This window comes from Micromonospora sp. M71_S20, from assembly GCF_003664255.1.
GTDB lineage: Bacteria > Actinomycetota > Actinomycetes > Mycobacteriales > Micromonosporaceae > Micromonospora.
Window position 1 is genome coordinate 610,573 of the sequence record NZ_RCCV01000002.1, and the last position, 15,014, is coordinate 625,586.

The window sequence follows — 15,014 nt, forward strand, 5'->3', positions numbered from 1 at the left end:
CTTTCCCGAATTGTAGACGCTGCGAGCCGGCCCGCCGCCGCCGTGCGGTGTGAGCGGCTCTTGACAGGACCGAAACAAACGGGACCCGGACCGGAAATCGCCCCCCGGCACGCTTTGCCGACATGACAGACGGTGCACACGCGGCGACCGGACCGGGGCGGACGCCCCGGGAGGTGGCGACGCACTGCCCGTACTGCGCCCTCCAGTGCGGGATGACGCTGCGCGAGGAGTCCGGCCGCGCGACGGTGCTTGCCCGGCAGTTCCCCACCAACCGGGGCGGCCTCTGCCAGAAGGGCTGGACCGCCGCCGAACTGCTCGACCACCCCGAACGGCTGACCACCCCGCTGCTGCGCGACCCGGTCAACGGCGAACTGCGCCCGGCGAGCTGGGCCGCCGCCCTCGACCGGATCGTCACCGGCGTCCGCGCCGTCCAGTCCGGACACGGCCCCGACGCGGTGGCCGTCTTCGGCGGCGGCGGGCTCACCAACGAGAAGGCGTACGCGCTGGGGAAGTTCGCCCGGGTGGCGCTGCGCACGAGGCACATCGACTACAACGGACGGTTCTGCATGTCCTCGGCGGCGGCCGCCGGGATGCGCGCCTTCGGCATCGACCGGGGCCTGCCGTTCCCGCTGGCCGACCTGGGCCGGGCCGACACGCTGCTGCTGGTCGGCGCCAACCCGGCGGAGACCATGCCCCCGCTGGTGCGCTGGCTGACCGAGCAGCGCGAACGCGGCGGCCGGCTGATCGTGGTCGATCCCCGGGTCACCGCCACCGCCCGCCAGGCCGACCTGCACCTGCAACCCCTGCCCGGCACCGACCTGGCGGTGGCGAACGCGCTGCTGCACGTCGCGCTCACCGAGGGCTGGGTCGACCGGGACTACGTGGCCGCCCGCACCACCGGCTTCGAGGCGGTCCGCCGGAGCGTGGCCGGCTGGTGGCCGGCCCGGGCCGAGGCGCTCTCCGGGGTGCCGGTGGCCGACCTGGAGGCGACCGCCCGGGCCCTCGGCACCGCCGAACGCGTGATCATCCTGACCGCGCGCGGCGCCGAGCAGCACGCCAAGGGCGTCGACACGGTCACCGGCTTCGTCAACCTGGCGCTCGCCCTCGGGCTGCCCGGCCGCCCCGGCTCCGGCTACGGCTGCCTGACCGGGCAGGGCAACGGGCAGGGCGGGCGGGAGCACGGGCAGAAGGCCGACCAGCTGCCCGGCTACCGGAGGATCGACGACCCGGCCGCCCGGGAACACGTCGCCGGGGTCTGGGGAGTGCCGGCCGAGGAGCTGCCCGGGCCGGGCGTGCCGGCGTACGAGCTGCTGGACTCGCTGGGCACCCCCGCCGGGCCGAAGGCGCTGCTGGTCTTCGGCTCCAACCCGGTGGTCTCCGCACCCCGGGCCGCCCGCATCGAGGGCCGGCTACGGGACCTCGACCTGCTCGTGGTCGCCGACTTCCTGCTCTCCGAGACGGCCGCGCTCGCCGACGTGGTGCTGCCCACCGCCCAGTGGGCCGAGGAGGACGGCACGATGACCAACCTGGAGGGCCGGGTGCTGCGCCGCCGCGCGCTGCGCCCGCCGCCGCCCGGTGTCCGTACCGACCTGGAGATCCTCGCCGACCTCACCGCCCGCCTCCGGGGTGGTGCCGGCGGCGCGGACGCCACCGACCCGCGGGTCGTGTTCGCGGAGCTGCGGCGGGCCTCGGCCGGCGGGATCGCCGACTACGCCGGGGTGAGCTGGGAGCGGATCGACGAGCGCGACGGCGTGTTCTGGCCCTGCCCCGACGAGGACGGCCCGGACACGCCCCGGCTCTTCGCCGACCGCTTCCCCACCCCCGACGGGCGGGCCCGGTTCCACGCCGTGGAGCACCGGCCGGCGGCCGAGGAGGTGTGCGCCGAGTACCCGCTGCACTTCACCACCGGCCGGGTGCTCGCCCAGTACCAGTCGGGCACCCAGACCCGCCGGGTCGCCGCGCTGCGCCGGGCCGCCCCGGACGCGTTCGTCGAGCTGCACCCCGACCTGGCCGGACGGCTCGGCATCGGCGACGGCGAGCCGGTGCGGGTGGTCTCCCGGCGGGGTGAGCTGCGCGCGCCGGCCCGGCTCAGCACCGCCATCCGGCCGGACACCGTCTTCGCGCCGTTCCACTGGGGCGGCGCCGCGCGGGCCAACTCGGTCACCAACGACGCCGTCGACCCGGTCTCCGGGATGCCGGAGTTCAAGATCTGCGCCGTCCGGCTGGAGAGGGTGGACGAACCATGAGCGAGCGAATCGTCCGGCAGAGCCCGGTGGCGCGGCCATGACCGAGCGCGTGGTGATCATCGGCAACGGGATGGCCGGCTCCCGGCTGGCCGGCGAGCTGCACGCCCGGGGCGGGGACCGGAAGGTCACCGTGCTCGGCGCGGAGCCGCACCGGGCGTACAACCGGATCATGCTCTCCACCCTGCTGGCGGGCAAGGTCGGCGAGCCGGACGTGGAGCTGGCCGAGGCCGCCGGGCAGGGCGTCGACCTGCGCACCGGGGTGACGGTCACCGCCATCGACCGCGCCGCCGGGACGGTGCACACCGACGACGGCGACCGCGTCGCGTACGACCATCTGGTGCTCGCCACCGGCAGCCGGGCCGTGGTGCCCCCGCTGCCCGGCCTGGACGGGCCCGAGCTGCCGGAGCGCGTGGTGCCGTTCCGCACCCTGGACGACTGCCGGCGGATCCTCGCCGCGGCCGACGGCGCCCGGCGCGCCCTGGTGCTCGGCGGCGGCCTGCTCGGGCTGGAGGCGGCGCGCGGGCTCGCCGCCCGGGGCCTCGACGTCGGGGTGGTGCACCCGGTGCCGTACCTGATGGAACGGCAGCTCGACCCGGCCGGCGCGGCCGTGCTGGCCGGCACGCTCGCGGGCCTCGGGGTGGCCACCCACCTGGCCGTCGCGGCCACCGGGGTGGTCGCGGACGCCGACGGGGTCCGCCTCGACCTGGCCGACGGCCGGTCGCTCACCGCCGACCTGCTGGTCCTCTCCTGCGGGGTACGCCCCGACACCGCCCTCGCCCGCGCGGCCGGGCTGGCCGTGGAGCGGGGCGTGCTGGTCGACGACCGGCTGCGCACCAGCGACCCGCGGATCTCGGCGGTCGGCGACTGCGCCCAGCACGACGGCAACCTCACCGGGCTGGTCGCCCCGGCCTGGGCGCAGGCCCGGGTGGTGGCGCAGGTGCTCACCGGGGAGGACCCGCAGGCCCGCTACCGGCCCCGGCCGGCGGTGACCCGGCTCAAGGCGGCCGGCATCGACCTCGCCGCCATGGGCGATCCGGGCGACGGCGGCACCGGCGAGGAGCTGACCTTCGCCGACCCGGCCCGGGGCACGTACGCCCGGCTGCGCATCCACGACGAGCGGCTGACCGCCGCGATCCTGCTCGGCGACAACCCCGCGGTCGGCACGGTCATCCAGCTCTTCGACCGGGGCCAGCCGGTGCCGGCCGACCGGCGCTCCCTGCTGCTGGGCCGGGCGTTCGGCGCGACGGCGGGCGCGCAGGCGGCGACCCCGGCGCTGATGCCGGACGCGGCGACCGTCTGCCAGTGCAACGACGTCAGCAAGGGGGAGCTGGTGGGCTGCTGGCGTTCCGGGGCCCGGACGGTCGACGCCGTGGTCGCCGCGACCCGGGCCGGCACGGGGTGCGGCGGCTGCCGGGACGCGGTCGCCGGCATCGTCGGCTGGCTGTCCGAAGTCGATTCGGTGGAGGTGACGTGATGAACGAGCGAGGCGAGCGGGTCAGCAGGTTGGTGGTCGTCGGCAACGGCATGGTGGGGCAGCGCTTCGTCGACGCGCTGCGCGCCCGGGACCCCGAGGGGCGGTGGCGGGTCACCGTGCTCGCCGAGGAGGCCCGCCCGGCGTACGACCGGGTGCGGCTCTCGGCCTTCTTCGACGGGGTGGGCGCCGAGGAGCTGAACCTGCACACCCCCGACGACGGGGTGGAGCTGCGCCTCGGCGAGCCGGCCACGGAGATCGACCGGGAGCGGCGGCTGGTGCGCACCGCGACCGGCGAGCACCCGTACGACGCGCTGGTGCTGGCCACCGGCTCGTACGCGTTCGTGCCGCCGGTGGACGGCGCGACCCTGCCCGGGGTCTTCGTCTACCGGACGCTCGACGACCTGGAGGCGATCCGGGAGCACGCGCGGGGACGGCGCACCGGGGCGGTGGTCGGCGGCGGGCTGCTCGGGCTGGAGGCGGCGAACGCGCTGCGGCTGCTCGGGCTGGACACCAGCGTGGTGGAGTTCGCGCCCCGGCTGATGCCGGTGCAGGTGGACACGGCCGGGGGCGCGATGCTCCGCCGGTACGTCGACGAGCTGGGCGTCGCCACCCACCTGGGCGTCGCCACCACCGCGGTCCGGCCCGGCCCCGACGGCACGGTCGCCGGGCTGGAGCTGGCCGACGGGACGGTGCTCGACGCCGACCTGGTGGTGGTCGCGGCCGGCATCCGCCCCCGCGACGAGCTGGCCCGCAGCGCCGGTCTCGCCCTGGGCCCGCGCGGCGGCGTGCTGGTCGACGACGCCTGCCGGACCGCCGACAAGCGGATCTGGGCGGTCGGCGAGTGCGCGGCGGTCGACGGCACCTGCCACGGCCTGGTCGCCCCCGGGTACGCGATGGCCGAGGTGGTCGCCGACCGGCTGGTCGGCGGGGCGGCCACCTTCCCCGGCGCGGACACCGCCACCAAGCTGAAGCTGCTCGGCGTGGACGTGGCCTCGTTCGGCGACGCGCACGGCACGACGCCGGGCTGCCTCGACGTGACGTTCACCGACCCGGCCGCCCGGGTCTACGCCAAGCTGGTTCTCTCCGACGACGCGCAGACCCTGCTCGGCGGCGTGCTGGTCGGCGACGCGAGCGCGTACCCGACGCTGCGGGCCAGCGTCGGCGGCCCGCTGCCCGCTCCCCCGCTGGCGCTGCTCGCCCCCGCCGGAGCGACGGGCGCGGGCGCCGGCGCGCTGCCCGCCGCCGCGCAGGTCTGCTCCTGCAACGCGGTGACCCGCGCCGACATCGACGACGCGATCGCCGGGGGCTGCGCGGACGTGCCGGCGCTGAAGGCGTGCACCCGGGCGGGCACCAGCTGCGGCTCCTGCGTACCGATGCTCAAGCAGCTCCTCGACGCGGCCGGGGTACGGCAGTCCACGGCGCTCTGCGAGCACTTCGACGCCGGCCGGCAGGAGCTGTTCGACATCGTCCGGGTGCGCGGCATCCGCACCTTCTCGCAGCTCATCGCCGAGCACGGCCGGGGCCGGGGCTGCGACATCTGCAAGCCGGTGGTCGCCTCGATCCTCGCCTCTCTCGGCTCCGGCCACGTGCTGGACGGGGAGCAGGCGTCGTTGCAGGACACCAACGACCACTTCCTGGCCAACCTGCAACGCGACGGCAGCTACTCGGTGGTGCCCCGGATCCCCGGCGGCGAGATCACCCCGGAGAAGCTCATCGTGATCGGCGAGGTGGCCCGGGACTTCCAGCTCTACACGAAGATCACCGGCGGGCAGCGGATCGACCTGTTCGGCGCGCGGGTCGAGCAGCTGCCGCAGATCTGGCGCCGGCTGGTCGACGCCGGCTTCGAGTCCGGTCACGCGTACGGCAAGGCGCTGCGCACGGTGAAGTCCTGCGTCGGCGAGACCTGGTGCCGGTACGGGGTGCAGGACTCGGTGGGGCTGGCCATCGCCCTGGAGCTGCGCTACCGAGGGTTGCGCGGCCCACACAAGATCAAGTCGGCGGTGTCGGGCTGCGCCCGCGAGTGCGCCGAGGCGCGCAGCAAGGACTTCGGCATCATCGCCACCGACACCGGCTGGAACCTCTACGTCGGCGGCAACGGCGGCTTCCGGCCCCGGCACGCCGACCTCTTCGCCACCGACCTGTCCACCGAGGCGCTGGTCCGGTTGATCGACAGGTTCCTGATGTACTACATCCGCACCGCCGACCGGCTGCAACGCACCGCCGCCTGGATCGAGGCGATGGAGGGCGGGCTGGACCACCTCCGCGCGGTGATCGTGGACGACTCGCTCGGCCTGTGCGCCGAACTCGACGCCGCGATGGCCCGGCACGTCGCCTCCTACTCGGACGAGTGGCGCGACGTGCTGGAGGACCCGGTACGGCTGCGCCGGTTCGCCTCCTTCGTCAACGCCCCCGAGGTGCCCGACCCGTCCATCACGTTCGCCCTCGAACGGGGCCAACCGGTCCCCGTGGGCCGGCCGCCGGCCGACGAGGGCCGGCAGCCGGTCGCGCTGGGCATGCCGGAGGTGCGGCGATGACCACCACGACGCCCCGACCGCTGGAGGTACGGCGATGACCATCACGATGACGACGACGGTGCCCGCCGCGACGCGCACCTGGACGCCGGTCTGCCCGCTCGACCGGCTGGAGCCCGAGCGGGGCGTCGCCGCGCTCGTCGACGGCGTGCAGGTGGCCCTCTTCCTCACCGCCGACGGGCTGTTCGCCATCGACAACCTCGACCCGGTCGCCGGGGCGTACGTGCTGTCGCGCGGGATCGTCGGCAGCCGGGGCGGGGTGCCGACGGTCGCCTCGCCGCTGCACAAGCAGGCGTACGACCTGCGCACCGGAGTCTGCCTGGACCTGCCCGGCGTCGCCGTGCCCCGGCACGACGTGCGCTGCCGGGACGGCCTGGTCGAGGTGCGGCTGCGACAGGAGGGGTGAATGCGCGACGAACTGGCGGGCTTCACCATCGGGGTGACCGCCGACCGCCGGCGGGACGAACTCGCCGCACTGCTCCAGCGGCGGGGCGCCCGGGTGGTGATCGCCCCGGCCCTGCGGATCGTGCCGCTGGCCGACGACACCGACCTGCGGGAGGCCACCCGGGCTTGCCTCGAACGGCCGCCGGACGTCCTCATGGCCAACACCGGCATCGGCATGCGCGGCTGGTTGGAGGCGGCCGAGGGCTGGGGGCTGGCCGAGCCGCTGCGCGGCGTGCTGGCCGGCGCGTACGTGGTGGCCCGGGGGCCCAAGGCGCGCGGGGCCATCCGGGCCGCCGGACTGCACGACCAGTGGTCGCCGGACTCGGAGAGCTGCGAGGAGGTGATCGAGCACCTGTGCCGGCGCGGGGTGGCCGGGCAGGTGATCGCCATGCAGCTGCACGGCGAGCGGCAGCCGGAGTGCACGCTGGCGCTGGAGGCGGCCGGGGCGACCGTGATCGAGGTGCCCGTCTACCGCTGGGCGCCGCCGACCGACCCGGCCCCGCTGCACCGGCTGATCGACCTGGTCGCCGGCCGGCTGGTCGACGCGGTCACCTTCACCTCGGCCCCGGCGGCCGAGGCGCTGCTGCGCGCCGCCGGGGATCGCTCCGACGCGGTGCTGGACGCGTTCCGGGGCGACGTGCTCGCCAGTTGCGTGGGCGCGGTCACCGCAGAGCCCCTGCTGCGGCGCGGGGTGCCGGTCAGCGCGCCGGCCAGGGCCCGCCTGGGCGCCCTGGTCCGGACCATCGTCGACGAACTGCCGCGCCGGACGGTCACCCTGAAGGTGGCCGGTCACCTGCTCACGTTGCGCGGGCACGCCGCCGTGGTCGACGGCGAACTGCGTCCGCTCGCACCGGCGCCGATGGCGGTCCTGCGGGCGCTGTGCGGCTCGCCGGGACGGGTGCTGTCCCGGACCGCCCTGCTGCGGACGCTGCCGCGCGGCGCCGACGAGCACGCCGTGGAGATGGCGGTGGCCCGGCTGCGCGCCGGGTTGCGCGCGCCCCGGGTGGTGCAGACGGTCGTCAAGCGCGGCTACCGTCTCCGGGTCGACTGACGCGACCCGGAGACGGTAGCCGTCCCGTTCAGCCGACCGGCGCCGGGTAGCCCCGGCCCTGCTCGGCCTCGAGGCGGAGCATGGCGTGCTCCACGACGGTCACCAGCACCTGCTTGACCGCGTCCCGGTGCCGGGCGTCGGTCAGCACCAGCGGCACGTCCGGCGAGATGGCCAGCGCCTCGCGGACCTCCTCCAGCTCGTACTGCGGCGCGCCGTCGAAGCGGTTCAACGCCACGACGTACGGCAGCCTGCGGTTCTCGAAGTAGTCAAGCGGCGCGAAGGCGTCGGTGATCCGGCGGGTGTCCACCAGCACGGCCGCCCCCACCGCGCCCTTGATGATCTCGTCCCACATGAACCAGAAGCGGGTCTGGCCCGGCGTGCCGAAGAGGTACAGGATCAGGTCCTCGGCCATGGTGATCCGGCCGAAGTCCATGGCGACCGTGGTGGTCTGCTTCCCCGGCACCTTGGACGGGTCGTCGATGCCGACACCGGCCGCGGTCATCACCGCCTCGGTTCTCAGCGGAGTGATCTCCGAGATCGCGCCGACCAGGGTCGTCTTGCCCACGCCGAAGCCACCCGCGACCACGATCTTCGCGGAGATGATTCCCCGGTTTCGGCGGGCCCCGGCGGGGTCATAGCCTGCGAAGTCCACTTAGCACCCTTCCAAGGATTTCCATCCGCTCCTCGAACCCCTCGGCGGGAGCGGCAGTGTGTAGCGTCAGCAGGCTCTCGGCCACCATGTCGGCGACCAGCACCCGGGTGACGCCCAGCGGCATCCGGGTGTACGCGGAGATCTCGGCCAGCGACTGCGCCCGGCCCTCACAAACGGTGGCGATGCGGTGCTTGTCGTGCCCCGCGAAGCGGGCCTCCGCAGCCTGGGTCGGGCTGGCCGTCAGGACCGCCTCCAGGGCGATGTCCATTCGGGCCTCGGTCCGGCCGCGGGTGACCGCGTACGGCCGTACCAGCGCACCACGTGGGTCCACGCGCCGTTGGTCCATCGACGATCACCTCCTCTCCCGGCCGGGCCCCTGGTCGGGCACCGGATCCTCTCGTTCCTGGCGACGCACGGCCGCGCGTCGCGCCCGCTAGGACCGCACCGCGTCCCGGGGCAGCGGCACCAGCGCCGCACCGACGCGCTCGACCAGCAGCGCCATCTCGTAACCCACCTGACCGACGTCGCAGCTGCGGGCCGCCAGCACGGCCATCGACGAGCCGTCGCTGATCGACATCAGGAACAGGTAGCCGCTGTCCATCTCGATGACCGTCTGGAGCACACCGCCGGCGCTGAACATCCGGGCGGCGCCCTCGGTCAGGCTGACCACGCCGGAGGTGATCGCCGCGAGCTGGTCCGCCCGGTCCGCGGGCAGGTCCCGCGAGGAGGCGAGCAGCAGCCCGTCGGCGGACACCGCCACCACGTGGGCGATCCCCGCCACGCTGTCGGCGAAGTTGGTGAGCAACCAACTCATGTCCTGCATGGCCGCTGGCCTGTTCATCGACTCGTCTCCTTGGTCGAGGTGCTGTTCTGGTCCGTTCCGGCCGCCCGGCCGCGCTGCACGCCGCGGTGGTAGGCCGACAACAGGCCCCGAACTTCGTCCGGGGTACGCCGGCTGCGGTCGCGGCCGCCCCGGGGCTCGATCCCGCCGGGCACGAGCTGTGCCTGCGGCTGCCGCTTGGGCAGCCCCGAGCGGGTGGTGCCGGCGGTGGCGGGGGCCGCCGCCTGGCTGGCCCGGGTCCAGCCCTCGTCTGCCGCGGTACGCCAGGCGTCCGCGTCGGTCGTGGGCGCCGCCGGGGCCGGTTCCGCGACCGGCGCCGCGGGTGGCGCGGCGGGGGGTGTGTCCGGCGTGGTGGGCCGCGCCGCAGCCGGCGGCGGGGTGTACGACGGCGGTGCCGGCTGCGCGGGCGGCGGGGCGGTGTCGGTGCTGCCCGGCGTACGCGTGGGCAGTCGGGGCGCGCGGGGCTGCGCCGGTGCCGACTGGGCGGCGGCCGGCGTCCCGACGGCGGGTGCTCCGGCGCTGGGTGCTCCGGCGGCCTGCTGGGCCGCGGCCGACTGGCTGAAGTCGGGGCGGGTGAAGATGGCCGTGGCGTCGTTACCGTGCGACCGGAACCACACCGCCTCCATCTCCCGGAAGATCGGCGCCTCGGCCGGCAGCTCGGCGCGCGGGGTGATCGGCGCGGCGGGGGCGGGCGGGGCCGTGGCGGCCAGGCCGGCTCCGAGGCCGCGACCGGCGCCCGGGTCGGTGCCGAAGCCGGTCTCCCGGGCGGAGCCGGCGAACCCCGCCGACAGCCCGGTGGCCGGCGAGCCGGCGATCGGGCCGACCGGCAGGACCGGCGCGCCCGGCGCCTGGGCCTCCCCGCCGGGAACGCGCTTGGGCAGCGGGTCGACCGTGGGGTACGCGACGGTCGGCGTACCGACCGAGGCGCCTCCGCCGGCGAAGGCCGGCCGGGCCGGGGGTGCCGGCGGAGCGGCCGGCTGCGTCGGCGTCAGGCCGCCGGCCTGCACCGGGGCCGCGGTGTCCCGCGCCTGCTCGGGGGCCTGCCACGGCGCCGGGGCGGCGGACCGCCACTGGTCGGTGAGGGTGGCCGAGGCGGTACGCCCCGCGCCGGCGGCCGGCTCGCCGAGACCGGCCGGGGTGAGCGGGTTCTGCTCGACCGCGAGCGGCTGCCGGGGCCGGGTGATCTGCTGGTCCCGGCTGTGCACGGGCGGCAGCACCACCGTCGCGGCGGGGAGCGTCACCTGGGCGACGGTGCCGCCCTCCACGTTGCGGCGCAGCTCCACCCGGATGCCGTAGCGGGAGGCCAGCCGGCTGACCACGGCCAGACCCATCAGCCGGAACGCCGCGACGTCGACGCTCGGCGGGGCGGCCAGTCGCCGGTTGAGCGAGTCGAGCTGGTCGTCGGTCAGGCCGAGGCCCCGGTCCTCGACCTGGATCAGGACGTAGTCCCGGATCCGCCGGCCGTCGGCGACCACGGTCGTGGTCGGCGGCGAGAAGCGGGTGGCGTTGTCGAGCAGCTCGGCGACGAGCCGGACCACGTCGTTGACCGCGTGCGCCGCGACCGAGATGTCGGTGTCGACGGTGCCGAACTCGATCCGGTTGTAGAGCTCCACCTCGGACTGCGCGGCCCGCAGCACGTCCACCAGGAGGGCGTCGTCGCGGCGCGGCACGGCCGAGTCGGCGCCGGCCAGGACGAGCAGGTTCTCGTCGTTGCGGCGCATCCGGGTGGCGAGGTGGTCCAGCTCGAAGAGCTGCGCGAGCCGCTTCGGGTCCTCCTCGCCGCGCTCGATCGCGTCGAGCTCGCCGATCATCCGGTCAACCAGGGTCTGACTGCGCCGGGCCAGGTTGAGGAACATCGCCGAGACGCTGGTACGCAGCGCGGCCTGCTCGGCCGCCACCCGGACCGCCTCGCGGTGCACGACGTTGAAGGCGAGCGCGACCTGGCCCACCTCGTCGCGGTTGTTGAGCTTGATCGGGTCGCGTACCTGCCGGACGATCTCCTCGACGCCGCCGTCGCCGACGTTGCCGACGTTCTGCAGCCGCTTGACCGCGTCCGGCAGGTCGTGGTTGGCCACCGAGAGGGCGCCCTCCCGCAGCCGGCGCAGCGAGTGGTTGAGCGAGCGGGCCAGCACCACGGCGAGGGTCACCGCGACGATGAGGGTCAGCAGCACCAGCGCCGTCTCGATGAAGGCCTGCCGGATGACGTCCGACCGGGCCTGGTCGGCCTGGCTGAGCAGCCGGTCCTGGAGCCGGATCTCGGCCCACCGCATGAGGTCGTTGACCGCGCCGATGGCGGCGGTGGCGTCCTGGGCGGTGACCGGCGAGGCCTGCCCGACCGAGCGGGTGATGTCGGCGGCCACCCGGTCGGCGAGGGTGACCGCGTCGCCGGAGACGGTGCTGTCGACCAGGGCGCGCTGGGTCGGGTCGGCGGCCAGGGAGAAGGCGACCAGTGCCTCCTGCTGGCTGGTCAGCGTGGCCACGAAGGAGGAGAACTGCTCCTCGTCGAGCTTGCCGGCGACGAGAGCGGTGTAGACGACCGACTGCTCCTCGGCGACGGCCGCCTTGGCGCGGGCGAACGCGGCGACCGCGCGCCGGGCGTCCGAGAGCCGCTCGTCGCCGGGCAGCTGGGCCAGCCCGTCGCCGTACGCGACCAGGTCGGTGATGATGACCCCGTAGCGGAGCGCCGCCTCGGCGACCGCCATCTGCTGGCGGTCCAGCACCTCCTGCCGGGTGCTGGCGAGCGTCTCCAGGTGCTCGTCGATGGTCGCCAGCCGCTCGCGTACGGCGGCCGGCACCTGGTCGACCCGTCCGCGCTCCGCCCGGTACGCCTCGACCCGCTCGTCGGTGCTGCGCACCCGCAGGTTGTAGGCGTCGGCCTTCTGCTGCGGCGTCGACAGGAAGGCGGCGGCGGCCATCCGCTCGGCGTGCAGGTCCTGCGTCAGCGCGGAGACGTCGACGGAGAGCGCCGTCAGCGCGCGGGCCTGGTTGGCGTCGAAGGTGTTCTCACCGACGGCGACGAGGCGGACCGTGGCCAACGCGAGCACCGCGGCGACCGGCACGAACAGGATCAGGGCGAGCTTGGAGCGGATCCGCACGTCGCGGAGCCGGGGCAGCCGACGCCGCTTGGGCTGTTCGGTGTCGCCACTCGCGGGCAGGGTCGTCGGTCCGGTGCTCACGACATCGCCTCCGTCGTTTCTTCCACGCCTGCCCCGCCGACTCGCGCCCGGTGCAGCGGACTGCGCCACACGCGGCACGGCCGCGATTTCATCAGAACTGATCCTGTTTGGGAAGTCGCGGCGGGGTAGGAAACGGTCGGACGGCTCGCATCCCGTGATCCGGTCAACTAATACCTTCAATTCTCCATGCCCGTGAACAGGGCATGTAACTCCAGAGTGGTCATCCGTGTCGTATTAGTAAGCGCTTGCAAACTTCCCGTTGCCCCACCATGTGGGATACGCGTCCCGAAACGCTTCGGACGCTCCGCTTGACCGCGGGGCCTGGCGTTGGCAAGGTTTTGCAGGCTTCGCGCACACCGTACGGCAGACCGATCCCGTTCCTCTACTGAGGACGGACAACCCGGCGGTGACCGGGCACCGCCCGGGCCGCATCTGGAGGACTGAGTTGACCCCCATCCGCTCCGCGACCGCCGCGGCGCTCGCATCGGCCGTGCTGGCCACCACGCTCACCGGCTGCCAGTTCGGGGCGGACGAGCAGGACACCAGCCCCATCGTCATCGCCGCGGACCTCGAACTCTCCGGCGCGGCGGCGCCCGTCGGCAAGGCGTACCAGCGGGCGCTGGAACTGAAGGTCGAGCAGCTGAACGCCTCCGGCGCGCTGAACGGCCGGAAGGTCGAGCTGAGGGTGAAGGACAACCGGTCGGACGCGAGCGAGTCGCTGCGCAACATCGGTGACTTCAGCAGCGATTCCGAAGTCAGCGCCATCATCATGGGCGGCTGCAACGAATGTGCCGTCGGCGCCGTCCGCACCATCAACGAGAAGCGAATTCCCACCATTGCGCTCGCCGCGTCCAGCGCCGTGTCCACCCCGGTCGCCGAACGGCGGTACGTGTTCAAGCTCTCCCCGAACGCGGCCGACAGCGCCGCCGCCCTCGCCGGCGAGATGCGCCGCAAGGGCATCCGCAAGGCGGGCGTGCTGCACAGCGACGACGCCTACGGCCGCGAGGGGTTGACCGCGCTGCGCGCCGAGTTCGCGAAGGCCGGCGTCAAGGTGCTGCGCGAGGAGGCCGTACGCACCACCGACACCGAGGTCGGCCAGCAGGTCAAGGACCTGCTCGCGAAGAAGCCGGACGCGCTGGTCGTGTGGACCCCGGCGGAGCAGGCGACGCTGGCCGCCACCGCCGCCCAGCAGGCCAAGTTCGAGGGCGAGCTCTTCTTCGACGCGGCGGCGGCCGGCGACCTCTTCCTCGGCGCCGCGTCCCGGGCGACCGAACGCGCCACGCTGGTCTTCACCCAGACCATGGTGATCGACGACGTGATCGCCACCACCCCGGCCAAGGCGGCCCGCCGCCAGTGGTTCCAGGACTACACCGCCCGCTTCGGCGGCTACAACGGTTCCTCCTCGTTCGCGGCCGACGCGGTGCAGCTCATCGCCGACGCCGAGCTGCGCTCGGGCGGCGAGCCCGGCGAGGTCGACCGCGACGGCGTCCGGGACGTGCTGGAGACGACCCAGCTGGACGGTCTCTCCGGGCCGATCCGGATGACCCCGGACAACCACTCCGGCCTGATGCCGCAGGCCCTCACCACCCTGGTGGCGCGCAACGGGCGCTGGCGCCTCGCGGGCTGACCGGCCGGTCGGTAATGGAGGGTGCCGGCGCGCGGCGGCGCGCCGGACCAGCGTGTCGGTGTGGCCCGCCGGATCCAGGCGGGCCACACCATCGACCGTCAGAACGGGTCAGCGCGCCGACGTGGTGGCGCGGACCCACGGCAGGGCGAGCCGCTCGACCAGGGACAGTGCGCTGTAGAGCAGGATGCTCATCAGCGCGATCAGCACGATCGCCGCCCAGGCGGTAGCGGTGTCCCCCACGCCGTTGTACTGCAGGATCTGGTAGCCCAGCCCCGGCTTGTCCGAGTAGAACTCGCCGATCACCGCGCCGATCGCGGCCAGCGGCATCGCCACCTTGAGCCCGACGAACATCTGCGGCAGTGCGGCGGGGAAGCGCACCTTGCGGAACGCCTGCCACCACGAGGCGTTCAGCGAGCGGGCCAGCTCGGCCAGGTCGTTCGGGGTGGTGGTGAGCCCGGTCGCCGTGGAGAGCACGATCGGGAAGAAGCAGAGCAGGAACACCATGGTGAGGATCGGCTTCGTACCCCAGCCGACCGAGACCACCAGCAGCGGGCCGAGGGCGATCTTCGGCACCGCGTTGACCGCCACCAGCAGCGGCGCGAACATCCGCTCGACGCGCCGGGAACCGGCCAGGGCCATCCCGATCAGCACCCCGGCGACCGCCGACAGCAGGAAGCCCACCACGGTCATCGTGGTGGTCACGCCCAGCGCCGGCATCAGCACGTCACTCCCCGCGACCATCGCCTGCCACACCGCCTGCGGCGGGGGCAGCGACACCGGGTGCACGAGTTGCAGGCCCGACGTGACCAGCCACCACGCGGCCAGCGTGATCACGGCGCCGAGCAGCGGCAGCCCGACGGCCGCCGGGTGTACGCCGGGTCGGCGCGGGGGCGCGCCGGCGCCTGCGGGCTGCGTCCCGGTGTGACCGGACCGGGTACCGGTCGTCTCCGTCACGGGTTCTCCTCTCCTGCC

General features: G+C 74.6%; 11 protein-coding genes. 6 read left to right on the forward strand and 5 right to left on the reverse strand.

Annotation, left to right across the window (positions count from 1 at the left end):
• Window positions 1-122 precede the first annotated feature (122 nt).
• Genes DER29_RS23685 through DER29_RS23705 form a run of 5 tightly spaced genes read left to right on the forward strand, consistent with a single transcriptional unit; the run spans window position 123 to window position 7,746 of the window.
• Window positions 123-2,246: a molybdopterin oxidoreductase family protein gene (locus DER29_RS23685; protein ID WP_121399856.1), complete on the forward strand. Its 2,124-nt coding sequence runs from the start codon at window positions 123-125 to the stop codon at window positions 2,244-2,246.
• 37 nt (window positions 2,247-2,283) lie between these two features.
• Window positions 2,284-3,720 (forward strand): FAD-dependent oxidoreductase, encoded by a 1,437-nt coding sequence (locus DER29_RS23690; protein WP_121399857.1) that lies wholly within the window; start codon window positions 2,284-2,286, stop codon window positions 3,718-3,720.
• Complete coding sequence (gene nirB, locus DER29_RS23695) at window positions 3,720-6,254, forward strand: nitrite reductase large subunit NirB (RefSeq protein ID WP_121399858.1); 2,535 nt, start codon at window positions 3,720-3,722, stop codon at window positions 6,252-6,254. The genes DER29_RS23690 and nirB overlap by 1 nt, the downstream gene beginning before the upstream one ends.
• A gap of 34 nt (window positions 6,255-6,288) precedes the next feature.
• On the forward strand, window positions 6,289-6,657 hold the full coding sequence (gene nirD, locus DER29_RS23700; RefSeq protein WP_370040467.1) for a nitrite reductase small subunit NirD: 369 nt from the start codon (window positions 6,289-6,291) through the stop codon (window positions 6,655-6,657).
• Entirely contained in the window at window positions 6,658-7,746 is a 1,089-nt protein-coding gene (locus DER29_RS23705; RefSeq protein WP_121399859.1) for a uroporphyrinogen-III synthase, read from the forward strand.
• A 28-nt stretch (window positions 7,747-7,774) separates the two neighbouring features.
• Here DER29_RS23705 and DER29_RS23710 read toward each other — a convergent pair whose 3' ends face one another.
• The 4 genes from DER29_RS23710 to DER29_RS23725 form a co-directional block, all read right to left on the reverse strand.
• Complete coding sequence (locus DER29_RS23710) at window positions 7,775-8,398, reverse strand: ATP/GTP-binding protein (RefSeq protein ID WP_121399860.1); 624 nt, start codon at window positions 8,396-8,398, stop codon at window positions 7,775-7,777.
• A complete protein-coding gene (locus DER29_RS23715; protein ID WP_091627805.1) occupies window positions 8,379-8,744 on the reverse strand; it encodes a DUF742 domain-containing protein in 366 nt (121 codons plus the stop codon). The genes DER29_RS23710 and DER29_RS23715 overlap by 20 nt, the downstream gene beginning before the upstream one ends.
• Window positions 8,745-8,831: 87 nt before the next feature.
• Complete coding sequence (locus tag DER29_RS23720) at window positions 8,832-9,239, reverse strand: roadblock/LC7 domain-containing protein (RefSeq protein WP_067359650.1); 408 nt, start codon at window positions 9,237-9,239, stop codon at window positions 8,832-8,834.
• Window positions 9,236-12,415 carry a sensor histidine kinase gene (locus tag DER29_RS23725; RefSeq protein ID WP_121399861.1) on the reverse strand — a complete coding sequence of 1,060 codons (3,180 nt, stop codon included), beginning with the start codon at window positions 12,413-12,415 and terminating at the stop codon, window positions 9,236-9,238. The genes DER29_RS23720 and DER29_RS23725 overlap by 4 nt, the downstream gene beginning before the upstream one ends.
• Before the next feature lie 445 nt (window positions 12,416-12,860).
• Here DER29_RS23725 and DER29_RS23730 point away from each other — a divergent pair, with 445 nt between their 5' ends.
• Window positions 12,861-14,042, forward strand: a complete 1,182-nt coding sequence (locus tag DER29_RS23730; protein ID WP_121399862.1) for an ABC transporter substrate-binding protein — start codon at window positions 12,861-12,863, stop codon at window positions 14,040-14,042.
• Between the two features lie 108 nt (window positions 14,043-14,150).
• On the opposite strand, the gene DER29_RS23735 is transcribed toward DER29_RS23730, so the two are convergent.
• Window positions 14,151-14,996 (reverse strand): ABC transporter permease, encoded by an 846-nt coding sequence (locus tag DER29_RS23735; RefSeq protein WP_121399863.1) that lies wholly within the window; start codon window positions 14,994-14,996, stop codon window positions 14,151-14,153.
• Between the last annotated feature and the right edge of the window lie 18 nt (window positions 14,997-15,014).